This is a genomic window from Roseobacter sp., assembly GCF_045106495.1.
Lineage (GTDB): Bacteria > Pseudomonadota > Alphaproteobacteria > Rhodobacterales > Rhodobacteraceae > Roseobacter.
The window spans coordinates 34,428-49,737 of record NZ_JBGCEQ010000025.1; the positions used below are offsets into that span (position 1 = coordinate 34,428).

Annotated in this window: 19 protein-coding genes; 7 read left to right on the forward strand and 12 right to left on the reverse strand. The window is 54.1% G+C overall.

What is annotated here, in order from left to right:
* Positions 1 to 93 precede the first annotated feature (93 nt).
* The 10 genes from AB8B75_RS16210 to AB8B75_RS16255 form a co-directional block, all read right to left on the reverse strand.
* Positions 94 to 1,314: a cysteine desulfurase gene (locus AB8B75_RS16210; RefSeq protein ID WP_405363788.1), complete on the reverse strand. Its 1,221-nt coding sequence runs from the start codon at positions 1,312 to 1,314 to the stop codon at positions 94 to 96.
* Entirely contained in the window at positions 1,307 to 1,900 is a 594-nt protein-coding gene (locus AB8B75_RS16215; protein WP_405363789.1) for a YIP1 family protein, read from the reverse strand. Before AB8B75_RS16215 ends, AB8B75_RS16210 begins: the two co-directional genes overlap by 8 nt.
* A complete protein-coding gene (locus AB8B75_RS16220; protein WP_405363791.1) occupies positions 1,897 to 2,382 on the reverse strand; it encodes a YIP1 family protein in 486 nt (161 codons plus the stop codon). The genes AB8B75_RS16215 and AB8B75_RS16220 overlap by 4 nt, the downstream gene beginning before the upstream one ends.
* On the reverse strand, positions 2,382 to 3,662 hold the full coding sequence (gene sufD, locus AB8B75_RS16225) for a Fe-S cluster assembly protein SufD (protein WP_405363792.1): 1,281 nt from the start codon (positions 3,660 to 3,662) through the stop codon (positions 2,382 to 2,384). The genes AB8B75_RS16220 and sufD overlap by 1 nt, the downstream gene beginning before the upstream one ends.
* A complete protein-coding gene (sufC, locus tag AB8B75_RS16230) occupies positions 3,662 to 4,417 on the reverse strand; it encodes a Fe-S cluster assembly ATPase SufC (RefSeq protein ID WP_405363794.1) in 756 nt (251 codons plus the stop codon). The genes sufD and sufC overlap by 1 nt, the downstream gene beginning before the upstream one ends.
* A 64-nt stretch (positions 4,418 to 4,481) precedes the next feature.
* Complete coding sequence (locus AB8B75_RS16235) at positions 4,482 to 4,796, reverse strand: heavy metal-binding domain-containing protein (protein WP_405363795.1); 315 nt, start codon at positions 4,794 to 4,796, stop codon at positions 4,482 to 4,484.
* On the reverse strand, positions 4,793 to 5,146 hold the full coding sequence (locus AB8B75_RS16240) for a hypothetical protein (RefSeq protein WP_405363797.1): 354 nt from the start codon (positions 5,144 to 5,146) through the stop codon (positions 4,793 to 4,795). The genes AB8B75_RS16235 and AB8B75_RS16240 overlap by 4 nt, the downstream gene beginning before the upstream one ends.
* A 6-nt stretch (positions 5,147 to 5,152) precedes the next feature.
* Positions 5,153 to 6,688 (reverse strand): Fe-S cluster assembly protein SufB, encoded by a 1,536-nt coding sequence (sufB, locus tag AB8B75_RS16245; RefSeq protein ID WP_405363799.1) that lies wholly within the window; start codon positions 6,686 to 6,688, stop codon positions 5,153 to 5,155.
* A gap of 15 nt (positions 6,689 to 6,703) precedes the next feature.
* Complete coding sequence (locus AB8B75_RS16250; protein WP_405363801.1) at positions 6,704 to 7,885, reverse strand: cysteine desulfurase family protein; 1,182 nt, start codon at positions 7,883 to 7,885, stop codon at positions 6,704 to 6,706.
* Positions 7,882 to 8,343: an Rrf2 family transcriptional regulator gene (locus AB8B75_RS16255; RefSeq protein WP_405363802.1), complete on the reverse strand. Its 462-nt coding sequence runs from the start codon at positions 8,341 to 8,343 to the stop codon at positions 7,882 to 7,884. The genes AB8B75_RS16250 and AB8B75_RS16255 overlap by 4 nt, the downstream gene beginning before the upstream one ends.
* Before the next feature lie 182 nt (positions 8,344 to 8,525).
* On the opposite strand from AB8B75_RS16255, the gene AB8B75_RS16260 reads away from it, so the two are divergent.
* The 4 genes from AB8B75_RS16260 (at position 8,526) to AB8B75_RS16275 (ending at position 11,781) form a co-directional block, all read left to right on the forward strand.
* On the forward strand, positions 8,526 to 9,179 hold the full coding sequence (locus tag AB8B75_RS16260) for an alpha/beta hydrolase (RefSeq protein WP_405363803.1): 654 nt from the start codon (positions 8,526 to 8,528) through the stop codon (positions 9,177 to 9,179).
* 3 nt (positions 9,180 to 9,182) lie between these two features.
* The gene (locus tag AB8B75_RS16265; RefSeq protein ID WP_405363804.1) at positions 9,183 to 9,425 is read left to right on the forward strand and encodes a hypothetical protein; all 243 of its coding nucleotides are present in this window, start codon (positions 9,183 to 9,185) and stop codon (positions 9,423 to 9,425) included.
* A complete protein-coding gene (locus AB8B75_RS16270; protein WP_405363806.1) occupies positions 9,418 to 9,996 on the forward strand; it encodes an HD family hydrolase in 579 nt (192 codons plus the stop codon). The genes AB8B75_RS16265 and AB8B75_RS16270 overlap by 8 nt, the downstream gene beginning before the upstream one ends.
* 570 nt (positions 9,997 to 10,566) lie before the next feature.
* Positions 10,567 to 11,781, forward strand: coding sequence for an NADP-dependent isocitrate dehydrogenase (locus tag AB8B75_RS16275; RefSeq protein ID WP_405363807.1), 1,215 nt, complete (start codon positions 10,567 to 10,569; stop codon positions 11,779 to 11,781).
* A 107-nt stretch (positions 11,782 to 11,888) separates the two neighbouring features.
* Here the strand turns inward: AB8B75_RS16275 and AB8B75_RS16280 are convergent, their stop codons facing one another.
* On the reverse strand, positions 11,889 to 12,122 hold the full coding sequence (locus tag AB8B75_RS16280) for a DUF6356 family protein (RefSeq protein ID WP_405363809.1): 234 nt from the start codon (positions 12,120 to 12,122) through the stop codon (positions 11,889 to 11,891).
* Between the two features lie 114 nt (positions 12,123 to 12,236).
* Between AB8B75_RS16280 and AB8B75_RS16285 the strand changes: the two genes are divergently transcribed.
* From AB8B75_RS16285 to typA, 3 genes are all read left to right on the forward strand, one after another.
* Positions 12,237 to 12,695 (forward strand): Lrp/AsnC family transcriptional regulator, encoded by a 459-nt coding sequence (locus AB8B75_RS16285; protein WP_405363810.1) that lies wholly within the window; start codon positions 12,237 to 12,239, stop codon positions 12,693 to 12,695.
* A gap of 15 nt (positions 12,696 to 12,710) precedes the next feature.
* On the forward strand, positions 12,711 to 13,046 hold the full coding sequence (locus AB8B75_RS16290) for an SMR family transporter (RefSeq protein WP_405363812.1): 336 nt from the start codon (positions 12,711 to 12,713) through the stop codon (positions 13,044 to 13,046).
* Between the two features lie 105 nt (positions 13,047 to 13,151).
* Positions 13,152 to 14,969, forward strand: coding sequence for a translational GTPase TypA (gene typA / locus AB8B75_RS16295; RefSeq protein ID WP_405363813.1), 1,818 nt, complete (start codon positions 13,152 to 13,154; stop codon positions 14,967 to 14,969).
* 50 nt (positions 14,970 to 15,019) lie between these two features.
* Here typA and AB8B75_RS16300 read toward each other — a convergent pair whose 3' ends face one another.
* Positions 15,020 to 15,307, reverse strand: a complete 288-nt coding sequence (locus tag AB8B75_RS16300; RefSeq protein ID WP_405363814.1) for a DUF1330 domain-containing protein — start codon at positions 15,305 to 15,307, stop codon at positions 15,020 to 15,022.
* Positions 15,308 to 15,310 lie beyond the last annotated feature (3 nt).

Here is a 15,310-nt window from a genome sequence, read left to right on the forward strand (position 1 = left end):
TGAAAGAGCGTGCCCGCGGTAGCGAAATCGAATCTTCAATGGATGGCAGAACGTGCTTAAGATGCCTTCAAAAAGCCGCGCGCATACGAATGATCAAGCAAAGAGATCATGTGCAAGTTCCAGGGCGTCGACCAGAACATCCACTTCGTCTTCGGTATTATAAAGGCCAAAGGACGCGCGACAGCTCGCAGGTATACCCATATGCGCCATCAGCGGAGCAACGCAATGCTGTCCCGCCCGCACGGCCACGCCTTTCTTGTCCAAAATCGTTGAAATATCATGCGCATGCCCGGCTCCATCCATTGTAAAGCTGAAAATCGCCGCTTTGTCCGCCGTCGTCCCTTGAACCTGCAACCAGTTCAACCCGCTGAGTTTCTTGACCGTGTAGTCGCGCAGTCTATCCTCATGTTGTGAAATCTGATCCATGCCCAAATCCATCATGTAGTCGAGCGCCACACCCAGACCGATGGTTTGCACGATACCTGGTGTGCCAGCTTCAAACATCATGGGCGGATCGTTGTAGGTGACAGTATCCTTGGTAACGTCGCGGATCATGTCACCCCCTCCGATGAAGGGGCGCATTTCAGCCATACGTTCTGACTTCACGTAAATCGCGCCGGAACCTGAAGGCCCGTAGAGTTTATGGCCGGTAATCGCGTAAAAATCACATCCAATGTCCGAGACATCCACCGGTTGATGTACTGCGGCCTGGCTGCCATCCACCAATACAGGAACACCCCGCGCATGGGCTTCTCTTGTAATGGTTTTTACATCGACACGTGTTCCCAAGACATTGGAAAGATGAGAAATCGCGATAAGTTTCGTTCTAGGACCAATAGCGTCTATTACGGCCTGCGGATCCAGGTAACCCGTACTGTCGACATCCACCCATTTCAAGACAACGCCCTGGCGTTCGCGCAGGAAGTGCCAAGGCACGATGTTGGCATGGTGTTCCATCACACTGAGAACGATCTCATCGCCCGCTTGCATCCTTGGCATGGCCCATCCGTAAGCGACCATGTTGATGCCTTCGGTTGTGCCGGAATTCAGCACAATCTCATCCTCGGAAGGCGCGCCGAGAAATTTTGCGATCACTCCGCGTACGCTTTCGTACTTGTCGGTGGCGAGGTTGGACAGATAGTGCAATCCCCTGTGCACATTTGCATATTCGTTCGAATAGGCATGGGTGATCGCATCGATGACCACCTGCGGTTTTTGCGCCGAGGCCCCATTGTCGAGGTAAACCAAAGGTTTGCCATTCACTTCACGGCTCAGAATTGGAAAATCACTCCGTATCTTGTGGACATCATACATTGGCAGGGACTCCCAGAGCGCCGATGCCGATCATGGGACCGACCAAAGCAATAGCAAAAACAATGGCAAACAGCGTCACGAGACATACGACGAAAGCACGGGACAGAGACTCAAGCTGAAGCCCGATGCTGGTGAAATTCAAAAGTATCCAGAGTGTCGCAACCAGAACAAACAGAACCAGAAAAGCGGCCAGAACGGGTGACAACAGAACCGCGATCACCACAACCACCTGAGCACCGGCGCGCAAAATCTGCAGCCAAACCAGCAGCGAAAGCAAGTCATTCATGTCCCCCTTACCACCAAGGGCACGACCCACCCAGAACAGCATGTGAACAGAAATCAAAAATACGCCCGCCATGATCATAAAAAGCCTGAAAGGCTGCGCAACAAGGGACGCATAGGGGTCCGGCACGGGCACAAGGTAGTTGGAAATGACCGAAACAATTGTCGTGCATATGATCACGACAGTTGCCAGCAACCACAAGGTATTGCGTTCAACCTTCCAACTCAGGATCTGAGCGGCGGCGGTCTTGGGCTCTCGCAACGATAGCCACGCCAATTGCTTCCAGTCTATTGCCAAACTCACCCTGGCATCCTTTCAGCGGCAATCAAACCGCCCACCCAAAACCAGACAAACGCCAGAAACCAGACAAAACCGACGATTTGCAATTCCAAACCCGGACCAATGAACCCGGCAACCAGACCGTTCAGCAACATCAAAGGTGATGCAGCCAAGAGCGCCCAAAACAAAGCTAGACGCGCGCCATAATAGCTGCCTCGCCCGCGGAAGAGTTTTGCCACCACATGGGAAGCCGCTGCAAGACAATACAACATCAAAGGCGCGATGAAGACCCACGCCATAAGCGATGCCCCCAGCAACATGTTCAGCTCTGTACCTTCAATGTGAGCTTCGCGCGCCAGCCGCGGCATTTGCGCAACAAAGACGATCACACACCCCGCCATCAGATAGGCCAGCGCACGATCCTCTCGAGGACCAAGGGACAACATGCCGCGCAGCACCTTGCCGGGATTACGGTAGGTCGCCGTGATGTTGCGCGTGACCGCCATTAGCCGCGGTGCCGTTCCAGCCAGGCAGCCAAACGACCATTGATTTCTTCTCGCAAATCCTCGTTTTCAATCTCTTCGACGGCTTCCGCTAAAAAGGCCAATGTCAGCAAGTCAGTCGCAGCATCCGCTGGCAGTCCTCGGGACCGAAGATAGAAAAGAGCATCTTCATCAATCGCCCCAGACGTTGACCCGTGCGAGCAAATCACGTCATCGGCATAGATTTCCAGTTCCGGCTTGGCAAGAAACTGGCTGTCATCGTCAAGCAATAGCGATTGGCTGATCTGATACCCGTCCGTTTTCTGAGCATCTTTCTTAACCAAAATCTTGCCCTGAAAAACACCTGTTGCCCCATTTCGAAGCACTTTTTTGAAAACCTGTCGGCTTTCGCATCCAACCGCATCATGGGTGACAAAAACCGTGTCATCATGGTGAAAATCGCCATCTCCAACACAGGCTCCTGCTACGTGCGCCACCGCGTCATCACCCGTTAGTTCGATCACACATTCGTTGCGTGTCAGCACGCCGTTCGCTGTTAACGTGAAAGATTTGAAGGTACTTTCTGATCCAAGGCGCGCGAAAATATGCGTAACGGCACGTCTTTCGTGATCGCGTCCTTGTGCCCGGACGTGCTGGAACGTCGCGCCATCTGCTATATCGACTTCCATACACTTGTTGAAGCGCGCCGCTGCGGGACCGTTTTCAAGAATTGTGACTTCGGAGCCAGGGTCCACACGAATGACATGGTGCAGGATCGCATCGCTGGTCTCGGATCGGTGATGATAGGTGAGATTGATCGGTTTGGACGGGGTTCCCGTCACATGGATCAGCACGCCATCGGTCGCAAAAGCCGTATTCAAGGCCGCCAAAGGGCGCGCAACAGGGTCCTGCCCCTTTGTTTCCAACACGCCATAGAGGTCCCGCGCCCAGTGGATATCTGTTTCTGCTTCGGCCAGACGTTCGATAATTACGCCTTCCAACGCCAAATCGTCAGAAGCTTCCGCATCGAAAACACCATCGACAAAAACGATCTGGAGGCGGTCCATTCCATCAAAAATCGGGGCTTCGTCATTGTCAAACAAGGACGCTGGCAATGCCTCTCCCTGAACCAATGTGTCTGGACGCGTGTATTTCCAGTACTCATCGCGCCGTTTTGGCAATCCCATTGAATGGACCCGTGACAAAGCTTCCTTACGGGCGCTATCGGGCCAGCCGGTTTGGGGCATTTGCAATGTGTCAATCCGAGTTTGTGTCGGCGACTGTTGAAGTGCTGTCTCAGCCATTAGGCGACCTCTGCCAGAATATCACTGTAGCCATTGTTTTCGACTTCAAGCGCCAGCTCAGGGCCGCCCGTTTTAACGATGCGTCCGTCGGCCATTATGTGCACGACATCGGGTTTGATATGGTCCAGCAAGCGTTGATAGTGCGTGATGACAAGGAAGCCCCGGCCTGCGTCGCGCAGGGCGTTCACACCTTCGGCGACCAATTTCATGGCATCCACATCGAGCCCGGAATCCGTTTCATCCAGAATGCACATTTTGGGCTCTAGCATCGCCATCTGCAGGATTTCGTTGCGTTTTTTTTCGCCACCCGAAAAGCCAACATTGACAGGGCGCTTGAGCATTTCTGCGTCGATCTTCAGTTCCTTCGCGCGGGCGCGCACGACCTTGAGAAATTCTGACGCTGACATTTCCTCTTTGCCACGGGCCTTGCGTTGCGCGTTCACAGCAGTACGCAGGAAAGTCATATTGCCCACGCCGGGGATTTCCACGGGATACTGAAATGCCAGGAAAAGACCTGCAGCTGCGCGTTCTTCAGGCTCCATTTCCAAGACATCTTCGCCTTCCAGATGCGCAGTACCGCCGGTGACCTCATAGCCATCCTTGCCAGACAGCACATAAGACAGGGTGGATTTTCCCGAACCATTAGGGCCCATGATTGCGTGCACCTTGCCCGCTTCAATCTCCAGATCAACGCCCTTGAGGATCTGCTTGTCCTCTTCTTCGAGTTTCACTTGCAAGTTCTTGATGCTAAGCATTTTTTCCCTTTTCCCAACGCAGAAGCGTTTATATGTCAGTGCCTTACGGCGTATATTCAATGTTCTAGGTTATCACAACGGCAGTGCCGGAAACGGAGACCATCAGCATACTGTCTCCAATCACCTCATAGTCGAGATCAATGCCCACAACGGCATTTGCGCCCAAAGCAGACGCACGTTCTTCGATTTCCGCCATGGCTTCTGTTCGAGCGTCTTGCAGTTTTCCCTCATACGCACCTGAACGCCCGCCGATCACATCCGTGACAGAGGCAAAGAAATCCCGCACGATATTTGCGCCCATGATCGCTTCGCCTACAACGATGCCTTTGTAGGCGGTGATTGCGTGACCTTCGATGACAGGGGTGGTGGTCAGGATCATTTGTCTGTCTTCCATCTGTCGAAATCACCGCGGGCGCGTGCTTCGGCAATCTGCTGTGCCGCACGTTCAAGATTTGCTTGTCGTCGCCCTTCTGCCCCTTGTGCGGCCCTTAGTTTCCGTTGCGTCGCCATCCACTTCCATGTGGCAAAAGAAAAACCCAGCGGAACCACAACGCAAATAAATGAGCGCACAATGGATGGAATCAAGGAGGTTGATGCAGTTTTAAAGAAAACGATGAGCCCCACGAACGTTAGAAAACCGACAAGCACAGCCTCACGGCCACCATCATATGCGCGGGGAGCTTTCAGCTCATTCAGTGTTGCGTGTGTATCGATCTCATTGCCAGGCATAGTGGGTTATCCAACTGACCCCTCAAGCGAAATCGCCACAAGCTGCTGTGCTTCCATCGCGAATTCCATCGGCAGCGCTTGCAGCACGTCCTTGCAGAAGCCGTTGACCACAAGCGCCACGGCCTCTTCTTCGTCCATTCCGCGCGAGCGGCAATAGAAGAGTTGATCGTCGTCGACTTTGGACGTCGTCGCCTCATGCTCGACCCGCGAAGAGTTATTCTTGACCTCGATATAGGGCACTGTATGCGCGCCGCAGTCACCACCAATCAGCAGGCTGTCACATTGCGTATAGTTGCGCGATTCCTTGGCCTTGGGGTGCATCGAGACCAGCCCGCGATAGGTGTTTTGCGCCTTGCCCGCAGAAATCCCTTTGGACACAATGCGCGATTTGGTGCGTTTGCCCAGGTGGATCATCTTGGTACCAGTGTCGGCCTGCTGCATGTGGTTGGTAATGGCAATAGAGTAAAACTCACCCTGCGTGTCATCGCCGCGTAAGATACAAGACGGATATTTCCACGTCACGGCAGAGCCTGTTTCAACCTGCGTCCACATCACCTTGGCGCGGTCGCCCCGGCAATCGGCGCGTTTGGTCACAAAGTTGTAGATGCCTCCTTTGCCGTTCTCATCGCCCGGGTACCAGTTTTGCACGGTGGAATACTTCACCTCCGCATCTTCCTCGACGATAATCTCGACCACAGCAGCGTGCAGTTGCGCGATATCGCGTTGCGGCGCGGTGCAGCCTTCGAGGTAGGACACGTAAGAACCTTTGTCGGCGATGATCAGCGTGCGCTCAAATTGCCCTGTGTTTTCTGCGTTGATGCGGAAGTACGTCGACAGTTCCATAGGACAGCGGACACCGGGTGGCACGTAGACGAAGGAACCGTCCGAAAATACCGCGGAATTCAGGGTGGCATAGTAATTGTCAGAGACGGGTACCACGGTGCCGAGGTACTTTTTGACCAGATCTGGGTGCTCTTTTATGGCTTCAGAAATGGAGCAAAAGATCACGCCTGCTTTTTTCAATTCGTCCTGGAAAGTCGTACCGACGGAGACAGAGTCAAACACCGCATCCACAGCGACCTTGCGTGGTTCATCGCCCAGTTGTTCGGCACCTTCGACACCTGCGAGGATCAGCTGTTCCTTCAGCGGAATGCCAAGTTTCTTATATGTTTCCAATAGCTTGGGATCGACATCGTCCAGCGACTTAGGCTTCACTTCCATCGACTTTGGACGCGCGTAATAGTATTGATCCTGAAAATCTATCTCGGGATAATCGACCATCGCCCACGTGGGTTCTTTTTTCTGCAACCAGCGATCATAAGCCGCCAGACGCCACTCGAGCATCCATTCGGGCTCTTCGTTCTTCTCCGAGATCAGCCGCACGATATCGGGCGACAGACCTTTGGGCGCATACTCCATTTCGATGTCTGTGGACCAGCCGTATTTGTATTTGCCGCCCACCTCGCGGACAGCATCCACAGTTTCCTGATCGACGCCGTCTTTCACTTGGACATCGTCCAAGGGTTGATCCAATGCAGCCATCTTTCCCTCCAAAACTCACGCCGCACGGGCGCGAAATTTACGTTCTTGCGCAAGCCAGGCGTCGGCGAACCGCAGCACGTCTTGCTCAGTTGTATCTAACCCCAACGACACCCGTATGGCGCTGCTGGCTGTCTCGTCGTCAAATCCCATCGAACGCAATACCGTACTGGCGCGCACTTTGCCGCTCGAACAAGCAGATCCCGCGCTAACGGCAAACCCTGCCAGATCCATCTGCATCACTTGGGTCTCGCCCTTCCATCCGGGCGTTGCGAAACAAGACGTGTTGGGCAGGCGATTCACGCCTTTCCCGACAAAAATAGTCGTCTTGGCCCCAGCTGCAAGGGTGTTTTCTAGAATCTTTCTAAGTTCTGCTATTTCTTCCCAGCGTCCTGCGGCAAGATCACGTTGCGCTGCCTCTGCCGCCGCGCCAAATCCGGCAATGCCAACAATGTTTTCGGTGCCGGAACGGCGACCCATTTCCTGCCCGCCCCCACGCAAAACCGGCTGTGGATCCTTGGCTGTGAAGTTGATCAGCGCGCCGACGCCTTTAGGACCTCCCAGCTTGTGCGCCGAGAGGATCATGTAGGCAGGGCGTTTTTCGCCGTCATACAAAACGGGCAGTTTCCCGGCGATTTGCGTGATGTCGCAAACGATTGAAAAAGGCACTGCCCCATCGCTGGATGCGCCCCGATAGCCGTTCGGCGGAATTTGACGGCTTTGGAGCATGACACCTGTTTCGCTATTGGCCGCCGAGACCGCAACCAGTGCAACGGGGTCTCCGTCTGCGCACCTGTTCTGCCCTGCGAGGCTGTCAATCAAGTTCATGAATCGGCTGGAACCTTGGGCGCTGACCGAACCGTCTTTGTCATAAAGCGAAGGCAGTTCGATGTCGCTCCAGACTGTAAAGCAATCATGCTCTGTGGGAAGGGATGCAAAAACACCTCCATGCTGGTTTTTCTGCGCTACCGCCAAAGCCGCGGCTTCCGTCGCGCTGCCGGTAAAAATCACTTGCGACGGGGCACAGCCCACAAGACCCGCCACTTGGGTCCGGGCATGCTCCATAAGCCCCTTAGCCGCACGGCCCTCTGCATGCACCGACGACGGGTTACCCATCACATCCATCGCCGCAATCATCGCATTGCGCGCCTCCGGGCGCAGCGGTGTCGTAGCGTTGTGATCTAGGTAGACGCGGCTCATTCTTCATCGACAACAGCAAAGAGGTTCGGCACTGCCGGGCAAGGTACCAGTTCATTCGCCACTACATCTGACAGCCGCGTATGGTGCAGGAATACATAGACATGGGCGCTGAGCCCTTCCCACAGCCGGTTGGTCAGCGATTGTGCCCGGCTGCCCGACGCGCCACCGGAGGCGCCGGCACCCTTGTGCATGGCATCAACGGTTTCATCTACCGCAGACAGTATCTCCACCACGCGTATGTCCGAGGCGCGTTTGGCAAGCCGATAGCCACCACCCGGTCCGCGCACTGACGAGACCAGCTCGGCACGGCGCAGTTTGACAAACAACTGTTCGAGATACGGCAGTGAAATGGCCTGGCGTTCAGCTATGTCCCCGAGCGTCACCAGTTGCCCTTCCGGCTGCAGCGCAATATCTGCCAGCGCAACCATTGCATAGCGCCCTTTTGTGGAAAGCTTCATTCTGAGGCTCCTTGCCGTCGCGCACCCGCCCGCATTTGATTGACGCGGCGCGATAAAATGCCTAAGTCCGGGTTTCGCACTCCGTTTTGCGCAGTGCAATTAAATTAGAACCGTTCTAAGGTACCTGAGCGAAGCCGTCAAGAATTCGCGCCGTATCTATAGACATTGTTACAGGGACTCTCATGCCCGAGGTCATTTTTCCAGGACCCGAAGGCCGCCTCGAAGGCCGCTACCACCCACAAAAAGAACGAGATGCACCCATCGCGATCATTCTGCACCCGCATCCGCAGTTTGGCGGCACGATGAACCACGTGATCGTGCACCGGATGCATTATGCGTTCTATAACATGGGGTTCACCGTTTTACGTTTCAACTTCCGCGGAGTAGGCCGCAGTCAGGGTGAATACGATCAGGGCATCGGTGAGCTTTCTGATGCGGCCTCTGCGCTTGATTATCTGCAGTCGATGAACAACAATTCCAAACACTGCTGGGTCGCCGGGTTTTCATTTGGCGCCTGGATCGGCATGCAGCTTTTGATGCGTCGCCCGGAAATCACCGGGTTCATCTCCGTAGCGCCGCCCGCGAACATGTATGATTTCTCGTTCCTGGCCCCCTGCCCGGCCTCCGGTTTGATCATAAACGGCACCGCAGACCGCGTGGCACCACCCAGTGACACAGAATCGCTCGTCGGCAAGCTTCATGAGCAAAAGGGCATCACCATTACTCACGAGCAGGTTAACGGCGCCGGGCATTTCTTTGAAGAACCGCACCTTGAGACGTTGATTGACAGCACGACTTCTTACGTCAAGCGGCGCCTGACTGAGACCACAAGGTAGGCCATGGGTATTGTCGAAGATGTTGCTGATGAATTGGCGCTGGAAAGCCTGAAAATCATCAACGCCACCGGTGACGATGCCTTTGTGCAGCGGGTCGCTGATACCATCGGTGGGTCCTCCCAAACCATGGAAGAAGCCTATTTGACTGCAGTGCGTGTCCGGCGTGCAGAGCAACGTGCGCGCGAGATGCTGAAAACCATTACGGATCAAATGGCGCGCACGTTGGAATCGCCCAAGGATGGATGATCGCGTCTCTGCTCAAATTGCGTTCTTGAGCGAGGCGGACAAGTTGAAATCCGTACTGCGCGCTTCGCGCCTGCATGATGGCAGCCGATTTGAAAACTCTGCGGAGCATACTTGGCATGTCATGCTTTATGCCTTCGTCCTTGCGGAACAGGCCGGACCGGATGTTCAGATCGACCGGGTCCTGAAAATGCTCCTCTTGCATGATCTAGTGGAGATTGATGCGGGCGACGCCCCGATCCACGGACAGATCGATGCACAGGCCATCGCCTTGGCAGAAACTCAAGCGGCAGATCGGATTTTTGGCCTATTACCTCCGGATCAATCGGCGGCGTTTCGAAAGCTATGGGACGAATTTGAAGCCGCGACGACCGCTGACGCGATCTTTGCAAAATCCATAGATCGAGTTCAGACACCCATAGGAAATCTGGCCAACGGTGGCGGGACATGGGCAGACTATGATGTCTCTTACGCGCAACTCGATGCCCGTGTGGGCGTTCCGATCCGTCGTGGCGCGCCCGGACTATGGCGTTGGTTGCAACCCAGACTTGCGGCCTTCTTTGCTCTTACTTAGTCAAATGTGATAATTTTGAAGTGCCTTAGGTCGCTACGGTTTCACTAGCAATTGGCGGGTTGTTTGCACTTGGAGCCTATACTTTTGACTTTGCTTGGATCGAAGATTTCAAAGGTACTGAGTTCACGCAGCGTGCATATCCGTTGATTAGGGCCGGAGGCTACACATTGCGGCCACACGGTAATTTGGTCGAAATTGTTTGCACCGATTTCCCTCATAACTCTGGCGGTGTCCGCCTGCCCTTCTGTGTGAGAAAAACCCAAGCGCGCGAAGCATATGTGGCCTGGCAGTTGTACCTTACACACCGCTGTCCAACTCAGTCGTTGCGCTTGTAGGACCCGGTCTGAATTGCGCCACAAAAAACATCTTATAGGCGCTTTTTCAACGTTTGTGAGCAGCAGGCTTTTCGGTATGTCAGGGCTAAGGTTTTGTGGCATCTGACTCAATTGTTGCCGAATCGCGCGAAGCTTAATGCGCGTTCAGCATGCAAATGTATACCGTCTTCCCAAAACACAACTATTACGATAGACCGCCCACTATGAGACTCGGATATCACTGCAGGAGCGTGGCATGACCAAGATCAAGGTAGACAACCCCATCGTTGAATTGGACGGCGATGAGATGACCCGCATCATCTGGGACTTTATCAAAAAGAAACTCATCCTGCCCTATCTGGACGTAGATCTGAAGTACTACGATCTTGGCATGGAAGCACGCGACGAGACGGATGATCAGATCACCGTAGACGCGGCCCATGCGATCAAGAAATACGGCGTTGGCGTGAAATGTGCGACGATTACGCCAGATGAAGCGCGGGTGGAAGAATTTGGTCTCAAACAGATGTGGCGCTCGCCCAACGGAACGATCCGAAACATCCTGGGTGGTGTGATTTTCCGTCAACCCATCATTTGCCGAAACGTGCCACGTCTTGTACCGGGGTGGACCAAGCCAATCGTAGTGGGCCGCCATGCTTACGGGGATCAATATCGCGCCACAGATTTTAAATTCCCCGGCAAAGGCAAGTTGACCCTGAAATTCGTCGGCGAAGACGGCACCGAGATTGAACGCGAGGTGTTTGATGCACCTGACAGCGGTGTGGTCATGGCCATGTACAACCTCGACAAATCCATCATCGATTTTGCCCGCGCGTCTCTGAACTATGGCCTGAACCTGGGCTGGCCGGTGTACCTGTCTACGAAAAATACGATCTTAAAACAATATGATGGACGATTTTTGGAGTTGTTCCAACAAGTCTTCAATGAGGAATTCGCTGACGCATTCAAAAAGGCAGGTATCTGGTACGAGCACCGCCTGATTGATGATATGGTCGCCTCGGCCATGAAATGGTCGGGCGGATATGTGTGGGCGTGTAAAAACTACGATGGCGATGTGCAATCGGACACCGTGGCGCAAGGGTTTGGCTCGCTTGGCCTGATGGCCTCTGTTTTGATGACGCCGGATGGCAAGGTGGTTGAATCTGAGGCTGCCCACGGCACAGTTACCCGCCACTACCGTCAGCACCAAAAAGGGGAACAGACCTCCACCAACTCCATCGCTTCGATCTATGCGTGGACTGGCGGATTGAAGCACCGCGCAAAACTGGACGAGAATGCGCAACTGGCGCATTTTGCGCAAACTTTGGAAAAGGTCGTGGTGGACACGGTCGAAAGCGGTTTCATGACCAAAGATCTTGCGCTCCTGGTCGGCCCCGATCAACGCTGGCTGACCACCATGGGCTTTCTTGAGAAAATTGACGAGAATCTCAACAAGTCTCTCGCCGCATAACGCTGATTTGCAGCCCTAGGACAGCGGCCTTACCCGCCAGATTTGGCAAGACAAATTGGTAGGCCAAGGGCTTGGAATTTTTGATCCCTTCAGGACCACATTTAATGTCATTCCGGTTGGAAAAGCTGAGTGGAATGATGGCCTCGGTTGTGAATGCGCATGTAAAGGCGCGTGATGATTTGACTCGCCGTTTTTTCGAAGAGGCACGGGATAAACGCATGCACCAGCGCGGCGCCAGCCGCAGCGAAAAGCGATGCCGCAAAGGTCAAAGCAAACAACATGTGTTGGAAGAATGTCTCATCAACTGTGGCGGGATGTGACAGAAAAATACGCTGAAACATTAGGGTTCTCCATTTTTGATGACGTCTTTCATATCAGCCAATATCTGAAAAAATGTCCCAAATAGAGCGAGTTTTTGATTGATTATCGAACAATTTCCCACGATAATTCAAATTATGTTGACAATCGATGAAACAGATCGACGAATCCTCAAGTTTTTGCAACAAGACGCCAGCCAATCGCTTGACGCGCTTGGTGAAGCCGTTCATCTCAGCCGCAATGCATGTTGGCGGCGGATCAAGGCGCTCGAAACCGCCGGCGTTATCTCAGCACGTGTCACGATGCTCGATCCGAACGCCTTGGGTCTTGGGCTGATGGTTTTCATTATGATCCGGACCAATGCACATGCACCGGACTGGCTCACGGCTTTCAAAAAAGCCACCAGATCAATGCCCGAAATCCTAGGGGTTTACCGCATGACCGGTGATCTGGACTATCTTGTTCGCGCGCGCGTTGCGGACATGGCAGATTATGACCGGCTTTACCAAGCTTTGATCCGACGGGTGCCGTTGTCGGATGTCTCCGCAAGCTTTGTGATGGAGCAGATCAAAGATACCCACGAATTGCCCCTTTAACGGAAAGGCCTGTCCATGCCGATGCACTACATCTATCTTTTTCTGGCCATTCTCGCTGAGACCATCGGCACAACAGCGTTGCAGGCCAGTCAGCAATTTAGCAAATTCTGGCCTTCGGTCTTGGTTGTGGTCGCTTACGGAATTTCATTTTACCTGCTGGCGCTGGCGCTGAAATTCATGCCCGTAGGAATTGTTTATGCCATCTGGTCTGGGCTGGGCATTGTCTTTATCGCGATCATCGGTTTTTTGGTTTTCGGTCAACGTCTCGACTTGCCAGCCGTCATGGGTTTGAGCCTGATCATTGTCGGGATTGTAATCATTCATGTTTTTTCGAAAAGTGCTGTTCACTAAGACGGCGGTCTTTTTCAGTTTCCCCTAGCTTTCTGGAAGGAGGCGCGGTATGCGCGCCCAACTCTCGCGCTTCAGGCGCGTCATTTCCCAATAAAGGCTCTCGTCATGGACCTGCGTAACATCGCAATTATTGCTCACGTTGACCACGGAAAAACCACCTTGGTGGATGAGTTGCTCAAGCAATCCGGCACCTACCGCGAAAACCAGGCCACGGCTGAGCGCGCCATGGACAGCAACGATCTGGAGCGCGAGCGCGGCATTACAATTCTGGCCAAAGCGACCTCGGTGGAATGGAAAGGCATCCGCATCAACATCGTGGACACGCCCGGCCATGCCGATTTTGGCGGTGAAGTGGAACGTATCTTGTCGATGGTCGATGGCGTCGTTTTGTTGGTGGACGCGGCCGAAGGGCCCATGCCGCAAACGAAATTCGTAACCTCCAAGGCCCTGGCTCTGGGGCTGCGCCCGATTGTGGTCCTCAATAAGGTCGATAAACCAGATGCGGAACCCGATCGCGCGTTGGATGAGTGTTTCGACCTCTTTGCCAATCTGGGAGCTGATGACAACCAACTTGATTTCCCGGCCATGTATGCCTCGGGACGCAACGGTTGGGCCGATATGGAACTGGACGGTCCGCGCGCGGATCTCTCAGCCCTCTTCGATCTGATTGTCGAACATGTGCCCAGCCCGTCGCAGGTCAGCGAGCGAGACGCGCCGTTTCGTATGCTCGCCACTACGTTGGGCGCGGACCCGTTCATCGGCCGTATTCTGACAGGCCGTGTGGAAGCAGGTACATTGAAGGCCGGAGAAACTGTTAAGGCGTTGTCACGTGATGGCGATCTGATCGAGAACTTCCGGGTCAACAAGATCCTGGCCTTTCGCGGTTTGAACCAGCAACCGATCGATCTGGCCGAAGCAGGCGATATCGTCAGCCTGGCGGGCATGTCCAAGGCTACTGTGGCCGACAGCATCGTTGCCCCACAGGTAACCGAAGCCCTGCCCGCGCAACCCATCGACCCGCCGACCATCACAGTGACATTTGGGATCAACGACAGCCCGCTGGCGGGACGGGACGGCAAGAAGGTGCAGTCTCGCGTGATCCGCGAGCGCTTGATGAAAGAGGCCGAAAGCAATGTCGCGATTAAAATCAGTGACACACCGAGCGGCGAGGCCTTTGAAGTTGCAGGCCGTGGCGAATTGCAGATGGGTGTTCTCATTGAAAACATGCGCCGCGAAGGGTTCGAATTGAGCATTTCGCGACCGCAGGTTTTGTTTCAGGACATTGACGGGGTACGTCATGAACCTATTGAAGAGGCCACCATCGACGTGGATGATGAATATTCCGGCGCGGTCATCGAGAAAATCACTGGAGTTCGGCGCGGTGAGCTTGTCGAGATGAAGCCAGCAGGAGCCGGCAAGACACGGATCGTGGCTCATGTACCATCGCGCGGGTTGATCGGGTACCACGGCGAATTTTTGACAGATACACGCGGCACAGGGGTTTTAAACCGGGTGTTTCATGCTTGGGCCCCCCACAAGGGCCCGATCCCCGGACGGCGCGCAGGTGTCCTGATTTCCATGGAAAACGGGACGTCGGTCGCATACGCCCTTTGGAACCTAGAAGAGCGCGGCAAGATGATGATTGGCGCTCAGGCAAATGTCTATACGGGCATGATCATCGGCGAGCACAGCCGCGAGAATGATCTGGAAGTGAATCCGCTTAAAGGGAAGAAGCTGACCAATGTCCGCGCGTCAGGCACCGATGAAGCGGTGCGCCTGACCACGCCCATCACGTTGTCGCTAGAAGAGGCCATCGCCTATATTGATGACGACGAATTGGTTGAAGTCACACCCAAAGCGATCCGTTTACGGAAACGCTATCTGGATCCGCATGAGCGCAAACGCATGGCGCGGGCGGGATAACCGGCTTTTCATCGCCGCAAGGAAAAAGACCGCTCAAACAGAGTGACCTTTCATTCACTGGTTTCTATGATCATCAATTCGCGTTCACTGGCGTCACGCGCGTGGTTTAACGCCCGCTGGTATATGTCTGAATTATAGCATTTTTCTGCGGTTTCGATGTCCGGAAAACGTGCAACGACATTGCGCGGACGTGCTTGTCCTTCCAATTGAACAAACTTGCCTCCTCGCGCAATAAATTCGCCTCCGTGATCGGCAATCGCTTTTGTAGCCATTTCCGCGTATTTGCCATAGGCAACTTCATCCGTGACCGTGACATGCGCAATCCAAAGTGCTCCCATGGA

Bases quoted from the DNA above. Each gene is read 5' to 3' on its own strand.
- AB8B75_RS16240 (WP_405363797.1), bottom strand. From the start codon at position 5,146: ATGCCTGGCAATGAGATCGATACACACGCAACACTGAATGAGCTGAAA.
- AB8B75_RS16265 (WP_405363804.1), top strand. From the start codon at position 9,183: ATGGGTATTGTCGAAGATGTTGCTGATGAATTGGCGCTGGAAAGCCTG.
- AB8B75_RS16210 (WP_405363788.1), bottom strand. From the start codon at position 1,314: ATGTATGATGTCCACAAGATACGGAGTGATTTTCCAATTCTGAGCCGT.
- sufB (WP_405363799.1), bottom strand. From the start codon at position 6,688: ATGGCTGCATTGGATCAACCCTTGGACGATGTCCAAGTGAAAGACGGC.
- AB8B75_RS16290 (WP_405363812.1), top strand. From the start codon at position 12,711: ATGCCGATGCACTACATCTATCTTTTTCTGGCCATTCTCGCTGAGACC.
- AB8B75_RS16300 (WP_405363814.1), bottom strand. From the start codon at position 15,307: ATGGGAGCACTTTGGATTGCGCATGTCACGGTCACGGATGAAGTTGCC.
- AB8B75_RS16285 (WP_405363810.1), top strand. From the start codon at position 12,237: ATGTTGACAATCGATGAAACAGATCGACGAATCCTCAAGTTTTTGCAA.
- AB8B75_RS16235 (WP_405363795.1), bottom strand. From the start codon at position 4,796: ATGATCCTGACCACCACCCCTGTCATCGAAGGTCACGCAATCACCGCC.
- AB8B75_RS16250 (WP_405363801.1), bottom strand. From the start codon at position 7,885: ATGAGCCGCGTCTACCTAGATCACAACGCTACGACACCGCTGCGCCCG.
- AB8B75_RS16275 (WP_405363807.1), top strand. From the start codon at position 10,567: ATGACCAAGATCAAGGTAGACAACCCCATCGTTGAATTGGACGGCGAT.
- AB8B75_RS16280 (WP_405363809.1), bottom strand. From the start codon at position 12,122: ATGTTTCAGCGTATTTTTCTGTCACATCCCGCCACAGTTGATGAGACA.
- AB8B75_RS16260 (WP_405363803.1), top strand. From the start codon at position 8,526: ATGCCCGAGGTCATTTTTCCAGGACCCGAAGGCCGCCTCGAAGGCCGC.
- sufD (WP_405363792.1), bottom strand. From the start codon at position 3,662: ATGGCTGAGACAGCACTTCAACAGTCGCCGACACAAACTCGGATTGAC.
- typA (WP_405363813.1), top strand. From the start codon at position 13,152: ATGGACCTGCGTAACATCGCAATTATTGCTCACGTTGACCACGGAAAA.
- AB8B75_RS16255 (WP_405363802.1), bottom strand. From the start codon at position 8,343: ATGAAGCTTTCCACAAAAGGGCGCTATGCAATGGTTGCGCTGGCAGAT.
- sufC (WP_405363794.1), bottom strand. From the start codon at position 4,417: ATGCTTAGCATCAAGAACTTGCAAGTGAAACTCGAAGAAGAGGACAAG.
- AB8B75_RS16220 (WP_405363791.1), bottom strand. From the start codon at position 2,382: ATGGCGGTCACGCGCAACATCACGGCGACCTACCGTAATCCCGGCAAG.
- AB8B75_RS16270 (WP_405363806.1), top strand. From the start codon at position 9,418: ATGGATGATCGCGTCTCTGCTCAAATTGCGTTCTTGAGCGAGGCGGAC.